This window comes from Kluyvera sp. CHPC 1.2972, from assembly GCF_036759925.1.
Lineage (GTDB): Bacteria > Pseudomonadota > Gammaproteobacteria > Enterobacterales > Enterobacteriaceae > Kluyvera.
Map to the genome: position 1 here is coordinate 556,092 of NZ_JAPKIB010000001.1, position 21,602 is coordinate 577,693.

The 21,602-nt window shown below is 53.2% G+C and carries 13 protein-coding genes; 7 read left to right on the plus strand and 6 right to left on the minus strand.

All coding sequences use genetic code 11. The features are described from left to right. Window positions 1-25: 25 nt before the first annotated feature. Window positions 26-1,078 (minus strand): FAD:protein FMN transferase ApbE, encoded by a 1,053-nt coding sequence (apbE, locus tag V6944_RS02705; protein WP_333497782.1) that lies wholly within the window; start codon window positions 1,076-1,078, stop codon window positions 26-28. A 103-nt stretch (window positions 1,079-1,181) separates the two neighbouring features. Continuing rightward, window positions 1,182-2,318, minus strand: a complete 1,137-nt coding sequence (locus V6944_RS02710) for a porin OmpC (protein WP_333497783.1) — start codon at window positions 2,316-2,318, stop codon at window positions 1,182-1,184. A gap of 837 nt (window positions 2,319-3,155) precedes the next feature. Between V6944_RS02710 and rcsD the strand changes: the two genes are divergently transcribed. Together rcsD and rcsB are read left to right on the plus strand one after the other, a co-directional pair. Next, window positions 3,156-5,828: a phosphotransferase RcsD gene (rcsD, locus tag V6944_RS02715; RefSeq protein ID WP_333497784.1), complete on the plus strand. Its 2,673-nt coding sequence runs from the start codon at window positions 3,156-3,158 to the stop codon at window positions 5,826-5,828. 15 nt (window positions 5,829-5,843) lie between these two features. Continuing rightward, complete coding sequence (gene rcsB / locus V6944_RS02720) at window positions 5,844-6,494, plus strand: response regulator transcription factor RcsB (protein WP_333497785.1); 651 nt, start codon at window positions 5,844-5,846, stop codon at window positions 6,492-6,494. A 112-nt stretch (window positions 6,495-6,606) separates the two neighbouring features. Here rcsB and rcsC read toward each other — a convergent pair whose 3' ends face one another. Both rcsC and gyrA read right to left on the minus strand, forming a co-directional pair. Then, window positions 6,607-9,453: a two-component system sensor histidine kinase RcsC gene (gene rcsC / locus V6944_RS02725; RefSeq protein WP_333497786.1), complete on the minus strand. Its 2,847-nt coding sequence runs from the start codon at window positions 9,451-9,453 to the stop codon at window positions 6,607-6,609. Between the two features lie 266 nt (window positions 9,454-9,719). Continuing rightward, a complete protein-coding gene (gene gyrA, locus V6944_RS02730) occupies window positions 9,720-12,356 on the minus strand; it encodes a DNA topoisomerase (ATP-hydrolyzing) subunit A (RefSeq protein WP_333497787.1) in 2,637 nt (878 codons plus the stop codon). A gap of 161 nt (window positions 12,357-12,517) precedes the next feature. Between gyrA and ubiG the strand changes: the two genes are divergently transcribed. From ubiG to yfaE, 4 genes are all read left to right on the plus strand, one after another. Then, the gene (gene ubiG / locus V6944_RS02735; RefSeq protein ID WP_333497788.1) at window positions 12,518-13,246 is read left to right on the plus strand and encodes a bifunctional 2-polyprenyl-6-hydroxyphenol methylase/3-demethylubiquinol 3-O-methyltransferase UbiG; all 729 of its coding nucleotides are present in this window, start codon (window positions 12,518-12,520) and stop codon (window positions 13,244-13,246) included. Window positions 13,247-13,645: 399 nt separating this feature from the next. Continuing rightward, on the plus strand, window positions 13,646-15,931 hold the full coding sequence (nrdA, locus tag V6944_RS02740; RefSeq protein ID WP_333497789.1) for a class 1a ribonucleoside-diphosphate reductase subunit alpha: 2,286 nt from the start codon (window positions 13,646-13,648) through the stop codon (window positions 15,929-15,931). Between the two features lie 149 nt (window positions 15,932-16,080). Beyond that, window positions 16,081-17,211: a class Ia ribonucleoside-diphosphate reductase subunit beta gene (nrdB, locus tag V6944_RS02745; RefSeq protein WP_035892621.1), complete on the plus strand. Its 1,131-nt coding sequence runs from the start codon at window positions 16,081-16,083 to the stop codon at window positions 17,209-17,211. After that, entirely contained in the window at window positions 17,211-17,465 is a 255-nt protein-coding gene (gene yfaE, locus V6944_RS02750; protein WP_035892620.1) for a class I ribonucleotide reductase maintenance protein YfaE, read from the plus strand. Before nrdB ends, yfaE begins: the two co-directional genes overlap by 1 nt. A gap of 107 nt (window positions 17,466-17,572) precedes the next feature. Here the strand turns inward: yfaE and V6944_RS02755 are convergent, their stop codons facing one another. Both V6944_RS02755 and V6944_RS02760 read right to left on the minus strand, forming a co-directional pair. Further along, a complete protein-coding gene (locus V6944_RS02755) occupies window positions 17,573-18,847 on the minus strand; it encodes a hypothetical protein (RefSeq protein WP_333497790.1) in 1,275 nt (424 codons plus the stop codon). 469 nt (window positions 18,848-19,316) lie between these two features. After that, window positions 19,317-20,507 carry an MFS transporter gene (locus tag V6944_RS02760; protein WP_333497791.1) on the minus strand — a complete coding sequence of 397 codons (1,191 nt, stop codon included), beginning with the start codon at window positions 20,505-20,507 and terminating at the stop codon, window positions 19,317-19,319. Between the two features lie 184 nt (window positions 20,508-20,691). On the opposite strand from V6944_RS02760, the gene V6944_RS02765 reads away from it, so the two are divergent. Then, window positions 20,692-21,570, plus strand: a complete 879-nt coding sequence (locus tag V6944_RS02765; RefSeq protein WP_333497792.1) for a LysR family transcriptional regulator — start codon at window positions 20,692-20,694, stop codon at window positions 21,568-21,570. Window positions 21,571-21,602 lie beyond the last annotated feature (32 nt).

The following is a 21,602-nucleotide window of genomic DNA, read 5'->3' on the forward strand; positions in this document are numbered from 1 at the left end:
ATTAAAAAACCCGCAATCTTGCTTTTTAATTTTTCCCGCTGACCAGGAACGCACGGAACTGCGGCGACATCCAGGTGGTGAAGCCGTCACCCTCTTTCATGATCATATAGACCGCCAGCCCCTGCTCACGCACCACCTGCTGGGCTTTTTCCGTGCCGAGCACCATCAGGCCAGTATCCCAGCCGTCGGCTTCCAGCGCGGTTGGCGCAATCACGGTGACCGACACCAGCTTATGGGTAATCGGCCGCCCGGTTTGCGGATCGATAACGTGTGAGATGCGCTGACCATCCAGCTCATAGTAGTTACGATAGCTGCCGGAGGTGCTGATCCCGTGGCCGTTAATATCCACAATCGCCTGCACCGCGTTTTCCCGGTCGGTTGGCTTTTGAATCGCCACACGCCACGGCTGGCCATCGGCATTCATCCCACGACTCACCAGCGCACCGCCCACCGAGACCAGATAGCGGGAGATCCCCTCGACGATCATCAGGCGCGCCAGATGATCGGCGGCGTACCCTTCGCCCACGGTCGAGAGATCAACATACAGATCGGGGATCGCCTTTTGCAGATACTGCTGGCCCGCGCGGTTAATCACCGTCAGGTTTTGCAGCCCGGTACGCGCTTTAGCAGCATCTATCTGCGCCTGAGTGGGGGTTTTCACCGGCTGTTTATCCGGGCCAAAACCCCAGAGATTGACCAGCGGCCCGACGGTAATATCCATCGCCCCCTGGGTTTTCTGCCCGATGCGCAACGATTCGGTGACAATATCCGCCATCCCTTCGCTCACCGGCCATGGGGTGGTGCTTTGCGAGTGGTTAAAGCGCATCAGCGCCGAGTCGCTTTTCCAGGTCGACAGCAGATGATCGTCGCCATCGAGCAGCGTCTGCACCTTCTGACGCAGATCTTCTGCCCTGTTTTGATCAATACCAACCACGCTCACCCGCCAGAACGTGCCCATGGTTTTACCATCAAGTACGGTCACCTGCGCTTTTGGGGTAGCAGGCGTGCTGGTATTGTCACAGCCTGCCAGCAAAATAACGATGCCTAGCAGCATCGTGCGTAAAAAAGTCATTTCCATCGGTTATTACCCTCCTGCAATCGGCGCAAGAGTACACTAATTAGCTGAAATCAGACATTAAAAAAGGGGCCAAAAGGCCCCTTTTGTCTCGGTCGAAACCGAATTAGAACTGGTAAACCATACCCAGTGCTACGATGTTGTCGGTAGAGATACCCGCGCGGCGAGTAAACTCGGTGTCATCCAGCAGGTTGATTTTGTAATCAACGTAGGTAGACATGTTTTTGTTGAAGTAGTAGGTCGCACCCACATCAACATATTTCAGGATATCCTGGTTGCCGAAGTTGCCGCCAGCACCGTTGATGTCCTTACCTTTAGACTGCAGGTAAGCGATGGATGGACGCAGACCGAAGTCGAACTGGTACTGTGCAACCACTTCGAAGTTCTGTGCTTTGTCAGCATAACCGCTGATAGGATTAGGATTAGTATCGCTTTTGCTACCGCTGAATCGGGTCGCGTTATAAGTCTGGGTGTACTGAGCGGCCAGGTAGATGTTGTTCGCATCATATTTCACGCCACCGGAGTAGGTGGTCGCTTTGTCGCCGTGACCGTAAACCAGGTTGTTCTGGTCGGTAGTACGTTTGGAGCTGGAGATCGCAGTACCTACGCTGAAGCCTTCGCCCAGATCGTAAGTCAGGGAGCCGCCGAAGCCGTCACCGTTCTGTTTCAGAGCATTGTCACGACCGTTGTTGGTGGAACCTTCGCCAGAAGCGCTGCCGTTTTTACCCTGATACTGCAGAGCAAAGTTCAGGCCATCAACCAGACCGAAGAAGTCGGTGTTACGGTAGGTTGCAACGCCGTTAGCACGCTGCTGCATGAAGTTGTCAGAACCGTAGGTGTCACCGCCGAATTCTGGCAGAACGTCGGTCCAGGAAGTCACGTCGTAAACAACGCCGTAGTTACGACCGTAGTCTAAAGAACCTGCGTCAGCAACGCGGATACCGGCGAAACCAACACGGGTCCATGCCTGGTCAGAAGCGCTTTCGGTGTTGTTTGCCTGGATGTTGTATTCCCACTGGCCGTAACCGGTCAGCTGGTCGTTGATCTGAGTTTCACCTTTGAAGCCCAGACGAACATAAGACTGGTCGCCGTCGCTACCGTTGTCATCGGAGAAATAGTGCAGGCCGTCGACTTTACCGTACAGATCTAATTTGTTGCCGTCTTTGTTATAAATTTCAGCCGCATTTGCTGCGCCCGCTACCAGCAGTGCTGGTACCAGGAGGGACAGTACTTTAACTTTCATGTTATTAACCCTCTGTTGTTATATATATGCCTTTATATATGCCACTGCTTACTGATTAACCCTCATTAATCAGTCGGCAGACCCATTGTGCTGTAAAAAATAGAATAATCCAATAAGAATATGATACGAAAATCATTCAAATGTTTCATTTATCCACATAGATGTTTCATAATGTAAATCCCAGGGAACTTTTATAAGCACAAAAAGCCAGGAAAAATAGCACTAATAATCAAAATCAAAAAAAATAAATTCATCAAATCAATGAGTTAAAAAACAGATCTGGTATAGCACTGAATGGTAAAACAAAACTTTCACCTACAACTAAAATAGTCCTCGCTATCATCATTAACTTTATTTATTACCGTCATTCAGTTCTGAATGTCTGTTTACCCCTATTTCCACCGGATGCTTCGCGTCCGGTTTTTTTTACCTTTCTTTACGTAAACTGAATCTCAGTGTGCTACCGCGCGTAAATTGTAACGACTATTAACTAATCAAATCCCATACCATTTCTTACATTAGCCAGGCATTGAAATAATAATGTCTTGTTATTTAGTGCTATTTTTTCGGCATTATTCGTAAATAACTGTACAATAAATGTTACATTGTACAATTATTCCGCAACAAACTATTTCTGCTCACCGCCCATATTATGTGGTGCCATCCACCGAACATTACCGCCCTCTTTTACCTGTGGAATTTGCCGCGTTGGTGCATCCTGGCGACTTTTTTGTATATACTGCCAGCAATGCAAAAACAGGATTTTCACATCTCAATGCCGATTCAGGCTTGAGCCAGTCCTCATTCAGATGCCGTTATGATGGGTTACACACGCCAATGAGTCAGTCCGACAAGATGAGCCCGACGAAATTCTCTCTGCTTCCAGGCAGCATCACCCGTTTCTTTCTTCTTATGATCATCGTTTTGCTGGTCACAATGGGCGTGATGATTCAAAGCGCGGTCAACGCGTGGCTTAAAGATAAGAGCTATCAGATTGTCGATATGACGCATGCCATACATAAACGTATCGACACCTGGCGCTATACCACCTGGCAGATCTACGACAACATCGCCGCCAACACCAATACCCCGCCCGTCGATGGCCTGCAGGAAACCCGCTTAAAGCAGGATGTTTACTATCTTGAAAAACCACGCCGTAAAACCGAAGCGCTGATTTTTGGTTCGCACGATAGCGCCACGCTCGATATCACCCAACGCATGTCGACCTATCTGGATACCCTGTGGGGCGCGGAGAACGTGCCCTGGTCGATGTACTATCTCAACGGCCAGGATAACAGCCTGATACTTATCTCGACCCTACCGTTAAAAGATCTCTCCTCCGGCTTTAAAGAGTCGACCGTAGGCAGTATCGTCGACTCGCGTCGCGCCGAGATGCTACAGCAGGCCAACACCCTGGATGAGCGCGAAACCTTCTCGTCACTGCGCCGCCTTGCCTGGCAGAACGGCCGCTACTTTACCCTGCGCACCACCTTCAACCAGCCGGGGCATCTGGCAACCGTCGTCGCCTTTGATCTGCCGATTAACGATCTGGTGCCGCCAACCATGTCGCTGGACAGCTTCCGCCTTGAACCAGACCCAACGCAGAACGCCCAGCGCGCTCAGGAAAAAGACGCGAGCGACAGCGTCTCTATCAACTTTAATAGCTCACGCATTGAAATAACCTCGGCACTGAATGGCACCGGCATGCGTCTGGTGTGGCAGGTGCCGTTTGGCACGCTGCTGCTCGATACCTTCCAGAACATCATGCTGCCACTGCTGCTGAACATTGGGCTGCTAGCGCTGGCGCTGTTCGGCTACTCGACGTTCCGTAATCTGCCTACGCGCGGCAGCAGCAACAGCGCCCCCTCTTCAAGTACCAATAATGAACTGCGCGTACTGCGTGCAATAAATGAAGAGATAGTCTCGTTACTGCCGCTGGGGCTACTGGTACACGATCAAGAGTCGAACCGAACGATAATCAGCAACAAAATTGCTGACCATCTGCTGCCGCACCTTAACCTGCAAAATATCACCAGCATGGCGGATCAGCATCAGGGGGTGATTCAGGCCACCATCAATAATGAACTGTATGAGATTCGTCAGTTCCGCAGCCAGGTCTCACCACGCACCCAGATTTTCATTATTCGCGATCAGGACCGGGAAATTCTGGTGAATAAGAAGCTCAAACAGGCCCAGCGTCTGTATGAGAAGAACCAGCAGGGCCGCGCGGCATTTATGCAGAACATCAGCGATACGCTGAAGCAGCCAATCAAAGCGCTCGCCGCCGAGGCCAGCACCATTGATACGCCAGATGGCCAGAAGCTCGCGAACCACGCCGACCTGTTGGTACGGCTGGTCGATGAAATTCAGCTCGCTAATATGCTGGAAAACGACAGCTGGAAAGGATCGTCCACACAGTTCTCCCTGCAGGAGCTTATCGACGAAGTGGTGCCTGAAGTCCTGCCGTCGATTAAGCGTAAAGGGCTGCAGCTACTGATCAATAACCAGCTTCCGGCAAAAGAGCAGCGTCACGGCGACCGCGATGCGCTGCGCCGCATTCTGCTGCTGCTGATCCAATACGCGGTAACCACCACGCAGATAGGCAAAATTACCCTTGAGGTGAATGCCGATGAGTCGGTGGAGGAGCGTTTAACCTTCCGCATTCTTGATACCGGCAACGGCGTGTCCCACGGTGAAGTCGATAATCTGCACTTCCCGTATCTGAACGACACCCAGTCAGACCGCTACGGCAAAGCTAACGCCCTCACCTTCTGGCTGTGCGATCAGCTGGCACGAAAGCTTGGCGGTCACCTTAATATTAAGGCACGAGAGTCGCTGGGCACGCGCTACACACTGCATGTCAAAATGCCGGTGCGCGAAGAGGACGTGGAGTCCGAGGAACAGCTGCTCGATGATGTGGTGGCGATGGTCGATATCACCTCAAACGAGGTCCGCAATATTGTCACCCGTCAGCTTGAAAGCTGGGGGGCCACCTGCATCAGCCCCGATGAGCGCGCCACAAGTCAAGAATTTGACCTATTTTTAACAGATAATCCGTCTAATCTTACTGCTTCGGGCTTGCTTTTAAGCGATGATGAGGCTGGGATACGCAAAATTGGCCCAAGTCAGCTGCGTGTGAACTTTAACATGAGCAACGCCATGCAGGATGCCGTACTCCAGCTTATTGAAGAGCAACTGGCGCAGGAAGAAGTGACGGAATCGCCGCTGGGCGGGGATGAAAGTGCCGAGCTTCAGGCCAGTGGCTATTATGCTCTGTTTGTGGATACGGTACCGGAAGATGTTAGCAGGCTGTATACTGAGTCTGCGGCGAAGGATTTTGCCGCACTGGCACAGACAGCTCACCGCCTTAAGGGTGTGTTTGCCATGCTAAATCTGGTACCTGGCAAGCAGTTATGTGAATCGCTTGAGCATCTGATTCGTGAAAAAGATGCGTCAGGCATAGAAAAATACATCAGCGACATTGACGCCTACGTCAAGAGCTTGCTGTAGCAAGGTAGCCTTTACATGAACAATATGAACGTAATTATTGCCGATGACCATCCGATTGTGCTGTTCGGGATTCGTAAATCTCTGGAGCAAATTGAATGGGTTAATGTTGTTGGCGAATTTGAAGACTCCACTGCGCTAATTAACAACTTACCGAAACTTGATGCACATGTACTGATTACCGACCTCTCCATGCCTGGAGACAAGTACGGTGATGGCATTACGCTTATCAAGTACATCAAACGCCATTTCCCAGGTCTGGCTATTATCGTGCTGACCATGAACAACAACCCGGCGATTCTGAGCGCCGTGCTGGATCTGGACATTGAAGGGATCGTACTGAAGCAAGGTGCGCCGACAGACTTGCCAAAAGCGCTGGCAGCGCTGCAAAAAGGCAAAAAGTTTACCCCGGAAAGCGTCTCTCGCCTGCTGGAGAAAATCAGCGCGAGTGGTTACGGCGACAAGCGCCTGTCACCAAAAGAGAGCGAAGTCCTGCGTCTCTTTGCTGAAGGTTTCCTGGTGACGGAGATTGCTAAGAAGCTGAACCGCAGCATCAAAACCATCAGTAGCCAGAAGAAATCGGCCATGATGAAGCTGGGCGTAGAAAACGACATCGCGCTGCTGAACTACCTCTCCTCCGTGACGCTTTCGCCGTCGGACAAAGACTAAACCGCGTTGCACATTGGGCCTGCTTTATGTAGGCCCGATGGCGATGCTGCCGTCGTACCACCTGTGATAATCCCGGCGGCGCTTCGCTTGGCCGGGCTACCCATAAAATACTTTATTCCCGCGCTTTACGGACTCGTGCGGCATAGACCGTTAACGTCTGTTTGAGCACGTCCAGCGTCACTGGTTTCGACAGGCAACTGTCCATCCCCGACTCCAGACAGCGCTGCTTCTCTTCGGCCAGCGCGTTGGCTGTCACCCCGACGACCGGTAGCGTCAGCCCCAGTTGGCGAATACGCTGCGTCAGGCGATAACCGTCCATATTCGGCATGTTGACGTCGCTGAGCACAATATCAATGTGGTTCTTGCTCAACACGTTCAGCGCGTCGACGCCGTCATTGGCGGTTTTACACTGATACCCCAGCGATCCCAACTGATCCGCCAGCAAGCGGCGGTTAATTGGGTGATCGTCGACCACAAGGATCATCATATCGTCGTTGCTGTCTGCCGGCATTTCATGCGCGGTCTGCAGTTCCGTCGCATCACCCGTCCCCACCTTCACGCGGTAGATGCGTCCCAACAGCGTCATCAACTCATGCGGCGAAACCACGCTGTGCACCCACTGACCCGGTGCGTACTCCTGCGGAATACCGATATGACGGCGGCAGAAGACCACCGCGGCCCTGCCCGCCCACGGCTGCGACAGCTCATCATCCGCAATCAGTAGATCGTCCGGCCCCGGCGTTTCGCCGTCGTACAGGCGAACATCAATACCGTGCCAGCTCAGCAGCGAATGAATAAAATCGGAAAGCGACGCATTGCGTACCGCCAGCCAGCAGCGAATCTTCGCCAGCCCGTCGATGGACAGCGGCGTAGAATCCTGCTCACCGTACAGCGGAATGCGCAGCGTAAACTGGCTGCCCATACCCGGCTCGGTATCCACCGCAATATCGCCGTCCATCATATTGACCAGCTTCTCACAAATCGCCAGCCCCAGCCCGGTCCCCTGGAAGTTGCGCTGCACGCCGGTTCCTACCTGGAAGAACGGGTCAAACAGGCGCACCACCTCTTTAGCCGGGATCCCGACACCGGTATCGCGAATGCTGATGCTGAGGTAATACCCTTCGCGCTTCAGATGTAAAACGATGCAGCCGATATCGGTAAACTTAATCGCGTTGCTTAGCAGGTTAGAGATAACCTGCTGCAGGCGCATCGGGTCGCCCATCAGCTTCATTGGCACGTCCGGCTCAATAAAGCAGTACATGCCGAGCTGTTTTCTCACCACCAGCGGCAGGTAGTTGGCGGTAATGTGGTTCATCACCTCTTTTGGCGAGAACTCGCGCGGCTCAATTTTCAGCTGCTCGGACTCAATTTTCGAGAAATCGAGGATATCGCTGATAATCTTCAGCAGCAGCCCGGAGGAGTTGTTCATCGCTGTGACCAGGCGGTCAACGCCCTTCGGCAGCTCTTTGGTTTGCAGCAGGTCGAGGTTACCGATAATCCCGTACAACGGAGTACGCAGCTCGTGGCTGACGGTGGCGAGGAACATCGATTTCGACTGGCTCGCCTGCTCCGCCGCCTGCGCCATCTCCTGCAAGGACTCTTCCATTTTGACACGGGAACTAACGTCCACCAGCACGCAGATCGCCACGTTTTCGTTGCGGTAGCGCGAGTGAACGAAGCTGATTTGCAGGTTGGTATTGTTGCTGGTGAGCACATCGACGAAGTTAACCTGCTGGCCGCAGATAATCTGCGTCAGACGCTGGCGATCCTCGTGGGTCAGCATATTGAGGTAGTTATGCGCCAGCTCGTTACTCAGGATGTTGGTGCCGTCCTGTGTACGCAGAATACAGATCCCCACCGGCGCCGAGGCGACAATTTTGCGGTTGAACTGCTCGTGCTCTTCAAGGCGCAGCGCATCGGATTCAGCCGGTAAAAAGATACGCCGCTCGTACATGCGCGCCATGGTAAACAGCGCAATACCGGTCAGTAGGTTCAGCAACAGCGCGTTCAGCACCAGAATACGAATACGTTCCAGCACCGCATCCAGCGGCACCGAGTAGACAATACTCAGCGAGGACGGCGACAGCGTCTTTTTCAGCACCAGCTCACGGTAGCCAGCGGTATAGCCGAACCACAGTCGCTCCTGCAAACCGCGCGCGTTGATATGCATTTTGGTATCCGGCCCCGCCAGGGAAATCAGCGTATTACCGTTATCATCCAGGATGGAAACGCCCATTGGCATACTGCCAGGGGTAAAGAAGTTTTCTGCGCGAATGGTTTGCTCAACGCCCAGCAACGCCTGCAGGCGGTTCGCCAGATAGACCGGCGTCAGCGCGTAGAAGTAGCCGACGCTATGGCGCGGCCCTTGCCCTACCCAGAACAGATTGCCGCCGCGATCGTCCTGCGGGGCATTGCGATAGGCCATAATGCGTTCGTGCAGCGCCTTCAGCGCCTCGCTGCGATCCACCGGCATTTCACGCAGGCCAAAGTTGGCCATGCACAGGTTGTCACTGCCGATTAAAAATACACGGTTGAGATCGTAGGCCGCCGAGAAATTTTCCCGCCAGTAGCGCAGGAACCAGGCGAGCGATTCCAGCGGGCCGCGCCAGGTGGTATCCAGAGTGCCGCAGTCAGAGTCAGGGAACAGCGGTTCAAAATCCGGCACATCGGAATTGTCTTTTACCTGCCCGCCCGGCAGCGCGCCGTTCGCCGCGGTGAGACGGTTTTCCGCAATATACTTGAGCTCTTTTATCACATCGGAGGTGCGCTGGAAGTAACGCTGGGCCTGATCGGAGTTAAGGATAAATTCCTGGCGGATTTCCGACTCTTTTTGATGCAGGGCATTCACGATATAGAAGACGGAAATCAGCGCGATAAGCAGCCAAAGCAGCAGCGCCAGCGCCCGAAACAGGTAACGTGAAACTTTCAGCGTTGTGCGAAAGGAGACAAGATATTTCAAAGTGGCGAAACTCCGCCGTTGAGGGCTAACAGGATGTGGTTAAGGTAGCGGGAAAAGCCGCTAGCCGCAATCAGAGAGTCACTTAGAACACCCCGGAGTCGGTGCTTTGCACCTCGTTCGGGCTACGTGATATGAAGCCCGGATGAGCATAGAGACGCCGGGAATGATTAGAATACGTAGCCCGGCCGAGCGCAGCGACGCCGGGAATGCCGCACACATAAAAAAGGGCCAGTTTTCACCGGCCCTTTCTCAACGTTGCTCAACGATTACTCTTCAGCATCGTCCGCGACGTCGTCATCGCTGTCGGTTTCCGGCACGATATCATCGTCGCCTTCCGCCACGCTACCGTCGATAGCGTCCAGTTCTTCGTCATCAACCGGCTCGGCCACGCGCTGCAGACCCACTACGTTTTCATCTTCCGCAGTACGGATGAGGATAACGCCCTGGGTGTTACGCCCTACCACGCTGACTTCCGACACGCGAGTACGCACCAGCGTACCGGCATCGGTGATCATCATGATCTGGTCGCAGTCGTCGACCTGCACCGCGCCCACCACGGAGCCGTTACGCTCGGTGACTTTGATAGAGATAACGCCCTGCGTCGCACGCGACTTGGTCGGATACTCTTCGGCAGCAGTACGTTTACCGTAGCCGTTCTGGGTGACGGTCAGGATTGCGCCTTCGCCACGTGGAACAATCAGCGATACCACGCTGTCTTTTTCCGCAAGCTTAATACCGCGTACGCCGGTCGCAGTACGACCCATGGCGCGGACGGCATCTTCTTTAAAGCGCACCACTTTACCGGCGGCAGAGAACAGCATGACTTCATCGGAGCCGGAAGTCAGGTCAACGCCAATCAGTTCGTCGCCTTCGTTCAGGTTCACCGCGATAATACCGGCAGAACGCGGACGGCTGAACTCGGTCAGCGCCGTTTTCTTCACGGTGCCGCTGGCGGTCGCCATAAAGACGTTCACGCCCTCTTCGTACTCGCGTACCGGCAGGATGGCGGTGATACGTTCGTTCGCTTCCAGCGGCAGCAGGTTGACGATCGGACGGCCACGCGCGCCGCGGCTCGCTTCCGGCAGCTGATACACCTTCATCCAGTACAGACGACCACGGCTGGAGAAGCAGAGGATCGTGTCGTGGGTGTTGGCCACCAGCAGGCGGTCGATAAAGTCTTCTTCTTTAATACGGGCAGCTGACTTGCCTTTACCGCCACGACGCTGAGCTTCGTAGTCGGTAAGTGGCTGATATTTAACGTAACCCTGGTGAGACAGCGTAACGACAACATCTTCCTGGCTGATCAGATCTTCGATATTAATATCGGCGCTGTTGGCGGTGATTTCAGTACGACGCGCATCACCAAACTGTTCACGAACCAGCTCCAGCTCTTCACGGATCACTTCCATCAGACGCTCGGCGCTGCCCAGAATGCGCAGCAGTTCAGCGATCTGTTCCAGCAGCTCTTTGTACTCGTCGAGCAGTTTTTCATGCTCAAGGCCGGTCAGTTTCTGCAGACGCAGATCCAGAATCGCCTGTGCCTGCTGTTCGGTCAGGTAGTATTTACCGTCACGAACGCCAAACTCAGGTTCCAGCCACTCTGGACGCGCCGCGTCATCACCCGCGCGTTCCAGCATCGCGGAAACGTTGCCCAGTTCCCACGACTGTGCCACCAGGCCCGCTTTCGCTTCGGCTGGGGTTGGCGCACGACGGATCAGTTCAATGATCGGATCGATGTTTGCCAGCGCAACGGCCAGCGCTTCCAGGATGTGCGCACGGTCACGAGCTTTACGCAGTTCGAAAATGGTACGGCGGGTCACCACTTCACGGCGGTGACGCACGAACGCAGCGATAATCTCTTTCAGGTTCATGATCTTCGGCTGACCATGGTGCAGGGCAACCATGTTGATACCGAAGGAGACCTGCAGCTGGGTCTGAGAGTAGAGGTTGTTCAGCACCACTTCCCCGACCGCGTCGCGTTTTACTTCGATCACGATGCGCATACCGTCTTTATCAGACTCGTCACGCAGCGCGCTGATGCCTTCAACGCGTTTATCTTTTACCAGCTCGGCGATTTTCTCGATCAGGCGCGCTTTGTTCACCTGATACGGAATTTCGTGCACGATGATGGTTTCACGACCGGTTTTGGCGTCGGCTTCGACTTCCGCGCGGGCGCGAATGTACACTTTGCCACGACCGGTACGATAGGCCTCTTCAATCCCACGGCGGCCGTTGATGATGGCGGCAGTCGGGAAATCCGGGCCTGGGATATGTTCCATCAAACCTTCGATGGTGATGTCTTCGTTGTCGACATATGCCAGACAGCCGTTGATCACTTCCGTCAGGTTGTGCGGTGGAATGTTGGTGGCCATACCTACAGCGATACCAGAGGCACCGTTAACCAGCAGGTTAGGAATTTTGGTCGGCATTACATCTGGAATACGTTCGGTGCCGTCGTAGTTATCGACGAAGTCCACCGTCTCTTTTTCCAGATCGGCCATCAGCTCATGAGCGATTTTCGACATACGGATTTCCGTATAACGCATCGCTGCGGCGGAGTCGCCATCGACAGAACCGAAGTTACCTTGACCATCTACCAGCATGTATCGCAGCGAGAATGGCTGTGCCATACGGACGATAGTGTCATAGACGGCAGTATCACCATGCGGGTGATATTTACCGATCACGTCACCCACGACACGGGCTGATTTTTTGTAGGCTTTGTTCCAGTCATTGCCCAATACGTTCATGGCGTAAAGTACGCGACGGTGTACCGGCTTCAGGCCATCTCGGACATCCGGTAGCGCACGGCCAACAATGACCGACATCGCATAATCCAGATAAGAGTTCTTTAGCTCTTCCTCAATGTTGACCGGTGTAATTTCTCTCGCAAGGTCGCTCATCTAACCGCTATCCCTCTACTGTATTCCCGGATTCAAAGGTCGCAAATTATAACACATTAGCGTAAAGACAGGTAAACCCATTAGCACCCCGCGAACGCTTTATTCACACCGTGGTACTGATATACTCGCTCTCAATAACGAAATAAGGAGCAGGAACAGCCATGAATGCCGAAAAAGCTGCGGTAGCGCACAACGTAGACCACGAAGAGATCGCCAAATTCGAGGCCGTCGCGTCACGCTGGTGGGATCTGGAGGGGGAATTTAAGCCTCTGCACCGCATTAACCCGCTGCGTCTGGGCTACATCGCCGAACGTTCCGGCGGCCTGTTTGGCAAAAAAGTGCTGGATGTCGGCTGCGGCGGCGGCATTCTGGCCGAAAGCATGGCGCGTGAAGGTGCCACGGTCACCGGGCTGGATATGGGCTTTGAGCCGCTACAGGTGGCAAAGCTGCACTCGCTGGAAACCGGTATTCCGGTCGACTACGTGCAAGAAACCGTCGAAGAGCACGCGGCAAAACACGCCGGGCAGTATGACGTGGTGACCTGCATGGAGATGCTGGAACACGTTCCGGACCCGCAGTCGGTGGTGAAAGCCTGCGCCAAACTGGTGAAACCCGGCGGTCAGGTCTTCTTCTCCACGCTCAACCGCAACGGCAAATCCTGGCTGATGGCGGTGGTTGGCGCGGAGTACATCCTGCGCATGGTGCCAAAAGGCACTCACGACGTGAAGAAATTTATCAAGCCGGCCGAACTGCTGAGCTGGGTTGACCAGACCGTACTGAAAGAGCGCCATATGATTGGTCTGCACTACAACCCGATAACCAACAGCTTTAAGCTGGCGCCGGGCGTCGACGTTAACTATATGCTGCACACCACCGCAAAAGCAGAGTAAACAACCCATGCCGGATGGCGCTGCGCTTATCCGGCCTATATGTCGCCTACCAATCATGGGAGGCACCTACGACAAAATTGCGCTACATCATATTGCGCAATTTCTCCCTTCGACGAAGAAATCAGCACTCGATCAAATTTTCATTTTTTTTTGCAAATTATTGACATTCCCGCCAGCCCTTATGCGCCGTGGACTTCGCCTTTTTCACGCTTTATCAACCTCAAGTTAACGTCAAAATCAACCCTTGTACTCAAAAGAATCCGGACTAGAATACTCACCATATAGCGTTTAATTAATCAACGAACCCCTACATGTAGTATTTATCCACAGGTTTTGCTACAACGGCAATTGTGGATAAATCAGGGGATATTTTCCTTTTCACGGACAGGTAAAAATCACATGAATCAGAGTCTGCTGGTGACTAAGCGTGACGGCCGCACAGAACGCATTAACCTCGACAAAATTCATCGCGTGCTGGATTGGGCCGCCGAAGGGCTGCACAACGTTTCGATTTCTCAGGTCGAACTGCGTTCACACATCCAGTTCTACGACGGGATTAAAACGTCCGACATTCATGAAACCATTATCAAAGCAGCAGCAGACCTGATCTCCAGCGAAGCACCAGACTACCAGTACCTGGCCGCGCGCCTGGCGGTATTCCACCTGCGCAAAAAAGCCTACGGCCAGTTTGAACCACCAGCACTGTTCGACCATGTCAAACACATGGTTAACCTGGGTAAATACGACAATCATCTGCTGGAAGACTATACGGAAGAAGAGTTCAAGCAGATGGACTCGTTCATTGTTCACGACCGTGACATGACCTTCTCCTACGCTGCCGTTAAGCAGCTAGAAGGGAAATACCTGGTACAGAACCGCGTCACCGGCGAAATCTACGAGAGCGCCCAGTTCCTCTATATTCTGGTCGCCGCGTGCCTGTTCTCGAACTACCCGCGTGAAACCCGTCTGAGCTACGTGAAGCGCTTCTACGATGCGGTTTCCACGTTCAAAATTTCTCTGCCTACGCCGATTATGTCCGGCGTGCGTACCCCAACGCGTCAGTTCAGCTCTTGCGTACTGATCGAGTGTGGCGACAGCCTGGATTCCATCAACGCCACCTCCAGCGCCATTGTGAAATACGTTTCCCAGCGCGCCGGTATCGGCATCAACGCCGGCCGCATTCGTGCGCTGGGTAGCCCGATTCGCGGCGGCGAAGCGTTCCATACCGGCTGTATTCCGTTCTATAAGCACTTCCAGACGGCGGTTAAATCCTGCTCCCAGGGCGGCGTACGCGGTGGTGCAGCCACCCTGTTCTACCCAATGTGGCACCTGGAAGTGGAAAGCCTGCTGGTACTGAAAAACAACCGTGGCGTGGAAGGCAACCGCGTGCGTCATATGGACTACGGCGTACAGATCAACAAGCTGATGTACACCCGTCTGCTGAAAGGCGGCGACATCACCCTGTTCAGCCCATCCGACGTCCCAGGCCTGTACGACGCGTTCTTCGCCGACCAGGACGAGTTCGAACGTCTGTACACAAAATATGAGAACGACGACAGCATCCGCAAACAGCGCGTGAAAGCGGTCGAACTGTTCTCCCTGATGATGCAGGAACGTGCCTCTACCGGCCGTATCTACATCCAGAACGTTGACCACTGCAACACCCACAGCCCGTTTGACCCGGTAGTCGCGCCGGTGCGCCAGTCTAACCTGTGCCTGGAAATCGCCCTGCCGACCAAACCGCTGGACGACGTGAACGACGAAAACGGCGAAATCGCTCTGTGTACGCTGTCCGCCTTCAACCTGGGCGCTATCAAAAGCCTGGACGAGCTGGAAGAGCTGGCGGTGCTGGCGGTGCGCGCACTGGATGCCCTGCTGGACTACCAGGACTACCCAATTAAAGCCGCTGAACGTGGCGCAATGGGTCGTCGTACGCTGGGTATCGGCGTTATCAACTACGCCTACTGGCTGGCGAAAAACGGCAAGCGTTACTCCGACGGCAGCGCCAACAACTTGACGCACCAGACCTTCGAAGCGATTCAGTACTACCTGCTGAAGGCCTCCAACGAGCTGGCGAAAGAGCAAGGTGCCTGCCCGTGGTTCAACGAAACCACCTACTCGCAGGGCATTCTGCCGATCGACACCTATAAGAAAGACCTGGATGCAATTGCCAACGAGCCGCTGCATCTGGATTGGGAAACGCTGCGTGAGTCTATTAAGACGCACGGCCTGCGTAACTCCACGCTCTCTGCCCTGATGCCGTCCGAGACCTCTTCGCAGATCTCCAACGCCACCAACGGCATCGAGCCGCCGCGCGGCTACGTGAGCATCAAAGCGTCGAAAGACGGGATCCTGCGCCAGGTGGTGCCGGACTACGAACACCTGCACAACGCTTACGAGCTGCTGTGGGAAATGCCGAACAACGACGGCTATCTGCAGCTGGTAGGTATCATGCAGAAGTTTATCGACCAGTCTATCTCGGCCAACACCAACTACGATCCGACGCGCTTCCCATCTGGCAAAGTCCCGATGCAGCAGCTGCTGAAAGACCTGCTTACCGCCTATAAATTTGGCGTGAAGACCCTGTACTACCAGAACACCCGTGACGGTGCAGAAGATGCGCAGGACGATCTGGTTCCGTCCATTCAGGACGACGGCTGCGAAAGCGGCGCTTGTAAGATCTAATAACGATTGCCGGGCAGCGATACGCTGACCCGGCCTTTGATTTCCGTATCGACCAAAACCTTATTCGGTGTACGGATTTATTTGCGATGATATTGTAAGCAGGTAAGTAACCGCCATCCGGCATTACTCTCCAGACAGGATTGACATCAATGGCATATACCACTTTTTCACAGACGAAAAACGATCAGCTCAAAGAGCCGATGTTCTTTGGCCAGCCGGTCAACGTGGCACGCTACGACCAGCAGAAATATGACATCTTCGAAAAACTGATTGAAAAGCAGCTCTCCTTCTTCTGGCGTCCGGAAGAAGTTGACGTGTCCCGCGACCGTATCGACTACCAGGCGCTGCCGGAACACGAAAAGCATATCTTCATCAGCAACCTGAAGTATCAAACCCTGCTGGACTCCATCCAGGGACGTAGCCCGAACGTCGCGCTGCTGCCGCTGATTTCCATTCCGGAACTGGAAACCTGGGTTGAAACGTGGGCGTTCTCTGAAACCATCCACTCACGCTCTTACACCCACATCATCCGCAACATCGTCAACGATCCGGCGATTGTGTTTGATGACATCGTTACCAACGAACAGATTCAGAAGCGCGCGGAAGGTATCTCCAGCTATTACGACGAGCTGATCGAAATGACCAGCTACTGGCACCTGCTGGGTGAAGGCACCCACACCGTCAACGGCAAAACCGTGACCGTGAACCTGCGCGAGCTGAAAAAGAAACTCTACATCTGTCTGATGAGCGTGAACGCGCTGGAAGCGATCCGCTTCTACGTCAGCTTCGCCTGCTCCTTCGCCTTCGCCGAGCGCGAACTGATGGAAGGCAACGCCAAAATTATTCGTCTGATCGCCCGCGATGAAGCACTGCACCTGACCGGCACCCAGCACATGCTGAACCTGCTGCGCAGCGGCGCGGATGACCCAGAGATGGCGGAGATTGCGGAAGAGTGCAAACAGGAGTGCTATGACCTGTTCGTACAGGCTGCGGTGCAGGAAAAAGAGTGGGCAGATTATCTGTTCCGCGACGGCTCGATGATTGGCCTGAACAAAGACATTCTGTGCCAGTACGTTGAGTACATCACCAACATCCGTATGCAGGCGGTTGGCCTGGATCTGCCGTTCCAGACCCGCTCCAACCCAATTCCGTGGATCAACACCTGGCTGGTGTCCGATAACGTGCAGGTTGCCCCGCAGGAAGTGGAAGTGAGCTCCTATCTGGTCGGCCAGATTGACTCAGAAGTCAATACTGACGATCTCAGCGACTTCCAGCTCTAATGAGCCGCGTTTTTCTGCGCATCTCTGGCACGCGTTTGCAGTGCCAGGATGAACACCCTTCCCTACTGGCGGCGCTGGAGTCTCACAACGTTGAGGTGGAATACCAGTGCCGCGAAGGCTACTGCGGCTCCTGCCGCACGCGGTTGGTGTCGGGCCAGGTCGACTGGCTGACCGAACCGCTGGCCTTTATCCAGCCGGGTGAAATTTTGCCCTGCTGCTGCAGGGCAAAGGGTGATATTGAGATTGAGATGTAAAAGCGCCCTATATTTATAGGGCGCTAGCCTTATCTGACAACCCTCTCAATGCGTAAACCCGACATCCGCAATAGAAACCCTGGCGTTTTCTATTCGGATGCCATGCATTACTCATAGTTAGCTAACACTTCAACTGCCGCATTTGCCGGCCCCGCCACGATATCTCCGCTGGTTCGGATATAGCGTGCCGCCATTTTTATCGTCCCATCCGCCGTACCGCTTATCGCCGAAGCGCCAATAGCATAAGCACTTGAGCTATACGCCGAGTTCAGTGAATTCGCGGAGGTCCAGGCATTAAGCTGAACGGGATTAGCCGGTACTCCTGAATTCTGCGTCGTCGCATCACCCCAGGCAAGTTGGATACCGTATCCTTCCGCGCCAGTACCATCGAGTGCCAAAATGCCAGAGGTGGCATCGATCACCGGGGTATAAGGCTGAATTTGAATGCGAATAGGGTTATTTTTTACCGAATTTGCGCTTAGAGTCGAAGCAGAGGCAACACCATTCGGTGAGTTATAACCATCGATCGAAGACAAACTACCACCATAACCGTATGCATTTGAGCATGACAATTTGAAACTCGCATCTTTCCAGGCCGAATCTCCTCTACCGCCACCATCGTGCGTTCCCATTTGTACCGTCGTATTAGGCATAACCAAATCGCAGGTGGTTGGCTGGATCATCAGCGTTCCAGTTAACACTCGGGAACCGTTGATCCAAGCTTTACCGCCATCCAGTATCCTGTTTTGATCGCTACTGGTAAATGTCACGCCTGAGCCCATAATCACTGGAGCAAGCGTTGGCCCCGTGAAAGAGATAGAACCCGCAGAGACCGGAATGGTTCCAGGAACTTTCCAGATAGTAATGGCTACCCAATACCCCTGCCCGTTTACAACGCTGTTCCAAACCTGCCCTTCTGGATATAGCTTGATCGGCCTATTTGACAACAAATAAGCCGTCTTTATTGAAATGCCAATACCCGGCACCGAAGTAGGATAAATAGCATCATTACCGATAGTATTTAAAACCGCCCCATGCGCACTCAACATGGTGTAGTACATGTATAAACCGGATGTTGTAGAGCATGTCTCACCGAGGTTTCCGACGTTAACCTGCGAAATAGTGTACAGCACGGTATAGTCCGCAACTCCTGCCCCCACGGTCATATTGGCGTTTTTTGCAGCATTGACCTGACCGATATTTAATTCAAACGGCGTATTAAGCGTTGTCCAGGCAGGATAGCTGTTATTCACATTACATGTGACCGTGGCCGAAAAACCTCGAGTACTAATGAAAAGTACCCCCAGCAACATCAGGAATGCTCTTCCTATAAAAAAATAGCAGCATGAGCAGAGGCTAGAATAACACCGTGTTCTTTCCATGAAGATCTCCAGACCTCGAAATCCATCCAAGGTTGCATATATATTTATTAGAAAATTTTAACCGGTTGATATTAACAGTGAATACAACACAATAAAACCATTCACCGCAATGATATTATTTACACAAAAAATAAATTAAATTTTTTTGAATCCCAACCTTACTAATAAGGTCATCGTACACTACCACCAATCGAATACATCGATCAATATAAAATAATTGATCGACAGACCCGATTACAGCAATGCAAAAGGATAATAAAAGTGCAAAAACATCCCCCATTAATATTACCACCCCACCACCAATACAATTGACGAATGAAAAATAAACACACCGAAAACCCAATGGTGATATTTTCTTAACAAATAAATTAAACAGAAGGGAATAATAACTAAAAGAGGAGATAGTGGGATGGAATTAACAGGTTACATAGGGCCAAAAAAAATATATTTTTCTCTGGCCCCATACGGCTTAGTGTACCTCGTGCGCGCTCACGAGCGGCATCGCGCCACGGCGCTTCATCTGTGAGATATACAGCGCTCCGGCCAGCACCACCAGCAGCGCGCCGACCAGGTAAATGGCGCGGTAGCCCACGCCTTCCACCATCATCCCCATCACGAAAGCGCCAATCGCCAGCCCGGCATCCATCGCATTAAAGAACAGCGAGTTCGCCACGCCGATTTTATGCGGCTCCACCGAGCTGATAATTTGCGTCTGGAAGATAGGCGTCACCGAACCGTAGCCAATACCAATTAACGCCCCCGCCAGAATCATCGACACGCTGCCGTGAGTGTATCCCAGCACGACCAGCCCGATAGTGAACGCCAGCAGACAAGGATAGACCACGTATTTCGGCCCTTTTTTATCGCAAATGTTGCCGGTAAAGGCGCGGCAGATCATCAGGAAAATGGCGTAGCACAGCAGGAAGTTGCTGGCGGCAGCCATCAGATCCAGCTCACGCGCATACAGGGCGAGGAACGCAGAAACGCCAGCGTAGGAGAAGGTCATAAAGAAGGTGACCAGCGCAAACGGCATGGCGGCGCGGTCGAACATAGCGGAGAAGCCCAGCTTTGGCTGAGAACCATCGGCATGGCGAATGACCGGCGGCACGCGAACAATCAATGACAACACGATACCAATGGCTGAGACGACGGTACACATCCAGAACGCCTGGGTAAACGCGCTATGCCGCGCCATATTCAGGCCAATCCACGGCCCGACAACCATCGCCAGCCCCATAGCTAAAGAGAAAAAGCTGATGCCCTCCCCACGTCGGGAAGCAGGAATCAGGCGCGCAGAGATCGTCCCCTTCACCGTGGTGATCACCCCAAAGGTAATACCGTGCAGCACGCGAATAAAAAGCAGTGCTTCAATGGAATGACAGAACGGATACAGTGCAGTCACCGCTAAAAACGCCAGGGAGGAGAGCATCAGAATCGTTTTGTTCGAGTATTTCCCCACCCATTGCCCGGCAAACGGGCGGACGATAATCGCGGCGGCGAGGAAGAAAGTCACCAACAGCCCGGCTTTATCCGCCGTGGCGTGGAGGTTATCGGCGATATAAATCGGCAGGAGCGTGAGAAGAACATAAAATACGAAGAAGATAATAAAGCTAATAATCGTGATTGCCCAAAAATCTTTAGTCCATAATTTTTCTTTCATTTATATGCAACCTAATTAAACGGCGCGCATTATCACATTCATCACGAATATATAATTCAAGAATGCATTAAAAACACAAATAATTGCGTGCGTGATTGTGTGATTCAGTCCGTAGAAAAATTATAAGCAGACGATGTAAATTAGTAAAATTAATCATCTTAATAGCTTTAATTAGGAAAAACTAATGACACTAACGCAGATCGGTGCGCTGTTAACGGTTCTCGAATGCGGTGGATTCACCGAGGCGGGTAAGCGGCTTTACATGACCCAGTCCGCCGTCAGCCAGGCTATTGCTGCGCTGGAAGAGGAGCTGGGTGTCGCTATACTCGTGCGCGAGCGCCGTAAAGCCATCACGCTGACGGTAGCAGGCGTGCGCATCGTGGCCCACCTTCGCCGCCTGATGAGCGAAGTCAGCGCGGTCAAAGAGATTGCCGAGCAGGAGAAAAAAACGCCGCTGCGCCAGCTGCGTATCGGCTGTTTTCCGAGCATTTGCGCCAGCGTACTGCCGGAGGTGGTGCGCTATTTTGAACAGCATCATCCCAATATTAAAATCGTTCCTCACGAGGCCAACAGCGCCGAAATTATCGACGCGATTCGCGACAATAATATTGATGCCGGCTTTGTGCATATTCCGGTTGAGGGCATGTTTGTTGCCCCGGTCTATAAAGACCGTTTTGCCGTCGTGGTGCCAGATAATCATTCCTTTGCGGAGAAAAAAGCCATTTCGCTGAACGCCTTGTTCGACGAGCCGCTGATTGTCAGCAAAGGGCGCTATGAAATGAGCATCATGTCGCTGTTTGCCGGCATGAATATTACCCCCAACATTCAATACGAATTTAACCACCCCAGCACGGCGATGAGCTTTATCCGCCAGGGGCTGGGCATCGCGCTGCTGCCGGAGCTGACCCTGAAAACGCTGGAGCAACCGCTACGCTCAGTGCCGCTGGAGCCGCCGTTCTATCGCCAGGTGTCGCTGATTGCCAGCGAGCCCCCGGTGAGCGGCAGCCCTTTGCAGCTGCTGCACGACTGTCTGCACCAGCTAGTCGGCGACGGGCACATCTGAGAAAAAGCGATGCGCAGCACATTTTTCAGCAT

What these genes read in the sequence shown, in the direction of transcription:
- apbE (WP_333497782.1), bottom strand. Translation starts at nt 1,078, where the DNA reads ATGGAAATGACTTTTTTACGCACGATGCTGCTAGGCATCGTTATTTTG.
- rcsD (WP_333497784.1), top strand. Translation starts at nt 3,156, where the DNA reads ATGAGTCAGTCCGACAAGATGAGCCCGACGAAATTCTCTCTGCTTCCA.
- ubiG (WP_333497788.1), top strand. Translation starts at nt 12,518, where the DNA reads ATGAATGCCGAAAAAGCTGCGGTAGCGCACAACGTAGACCACGAAGAG.
- V6944_RS02760 (WP_333497791.1), bottom strand. Translation starts at nt 20,507, where the DNA reads ATGAAAGAAAAATTATGGACTAAAGATTTTTGGGCAATCACGATTATT.
- yfaE (WP_035892620.1), top strand. Translation starts at nt 17,211, where the DNA reads ATGAGCCGCGTTTTTCTGCGCATCTCTGGCACGCGTTTGCAGTGCCAG.
- nrdA (WP_333497789.1), top strand. Translation starts at nt 13,646, where the DNA reads ATGAATCAGAGTCTGCTGGTGACTAAGCGTGACGGCCGCACAGAACGC.
- rcsB (WP_333497785.1), top strand. Translation starts at nt 5,844, where the DNA reads ATGAACAATATGAACGTAATTATTGCCGATGACCATCCGATTGTGCTG.
- V6944_RS02765 (WP_333497792.1), top strand. Translation starts at nt 20,692, where the DNA reads ATGACACTAACGCAGATCGGTGCGCTGTTAACGGTTCTCGAATGCGGT.
- V6944_RS02755 (WP_333497790.1), bottom strand. Translation starts at nt 18,847, where the DNA reads ATGGAAAGAACACGGTGTTATTCTAGCCTCTGCTCATGCTGCTATTTT.
- V6944_RS02710 (WP_333497783.1), bottom strand. Translation starts at nt 2,318, where the DNA reads ATGAAAGTTAAAGTACTGTCCCTCCTGGTACCAGCACTGCTGGTAGCG.
- nrdB (WP_035892621.1), top strand. Translation starts at nt 16,081, where the DNA reads ATGGCATATACCACTTTTTCACAGACGAAAAACGATCAGCTCAAAGAG.
- gyrA (WP_333497787.1), bottom strand. Translation starts at nt 12,356, where the DNA reads ATGAGCGACCTTGCGAGAGAAATTACACCGGTCAACATTGAGGAAGAG.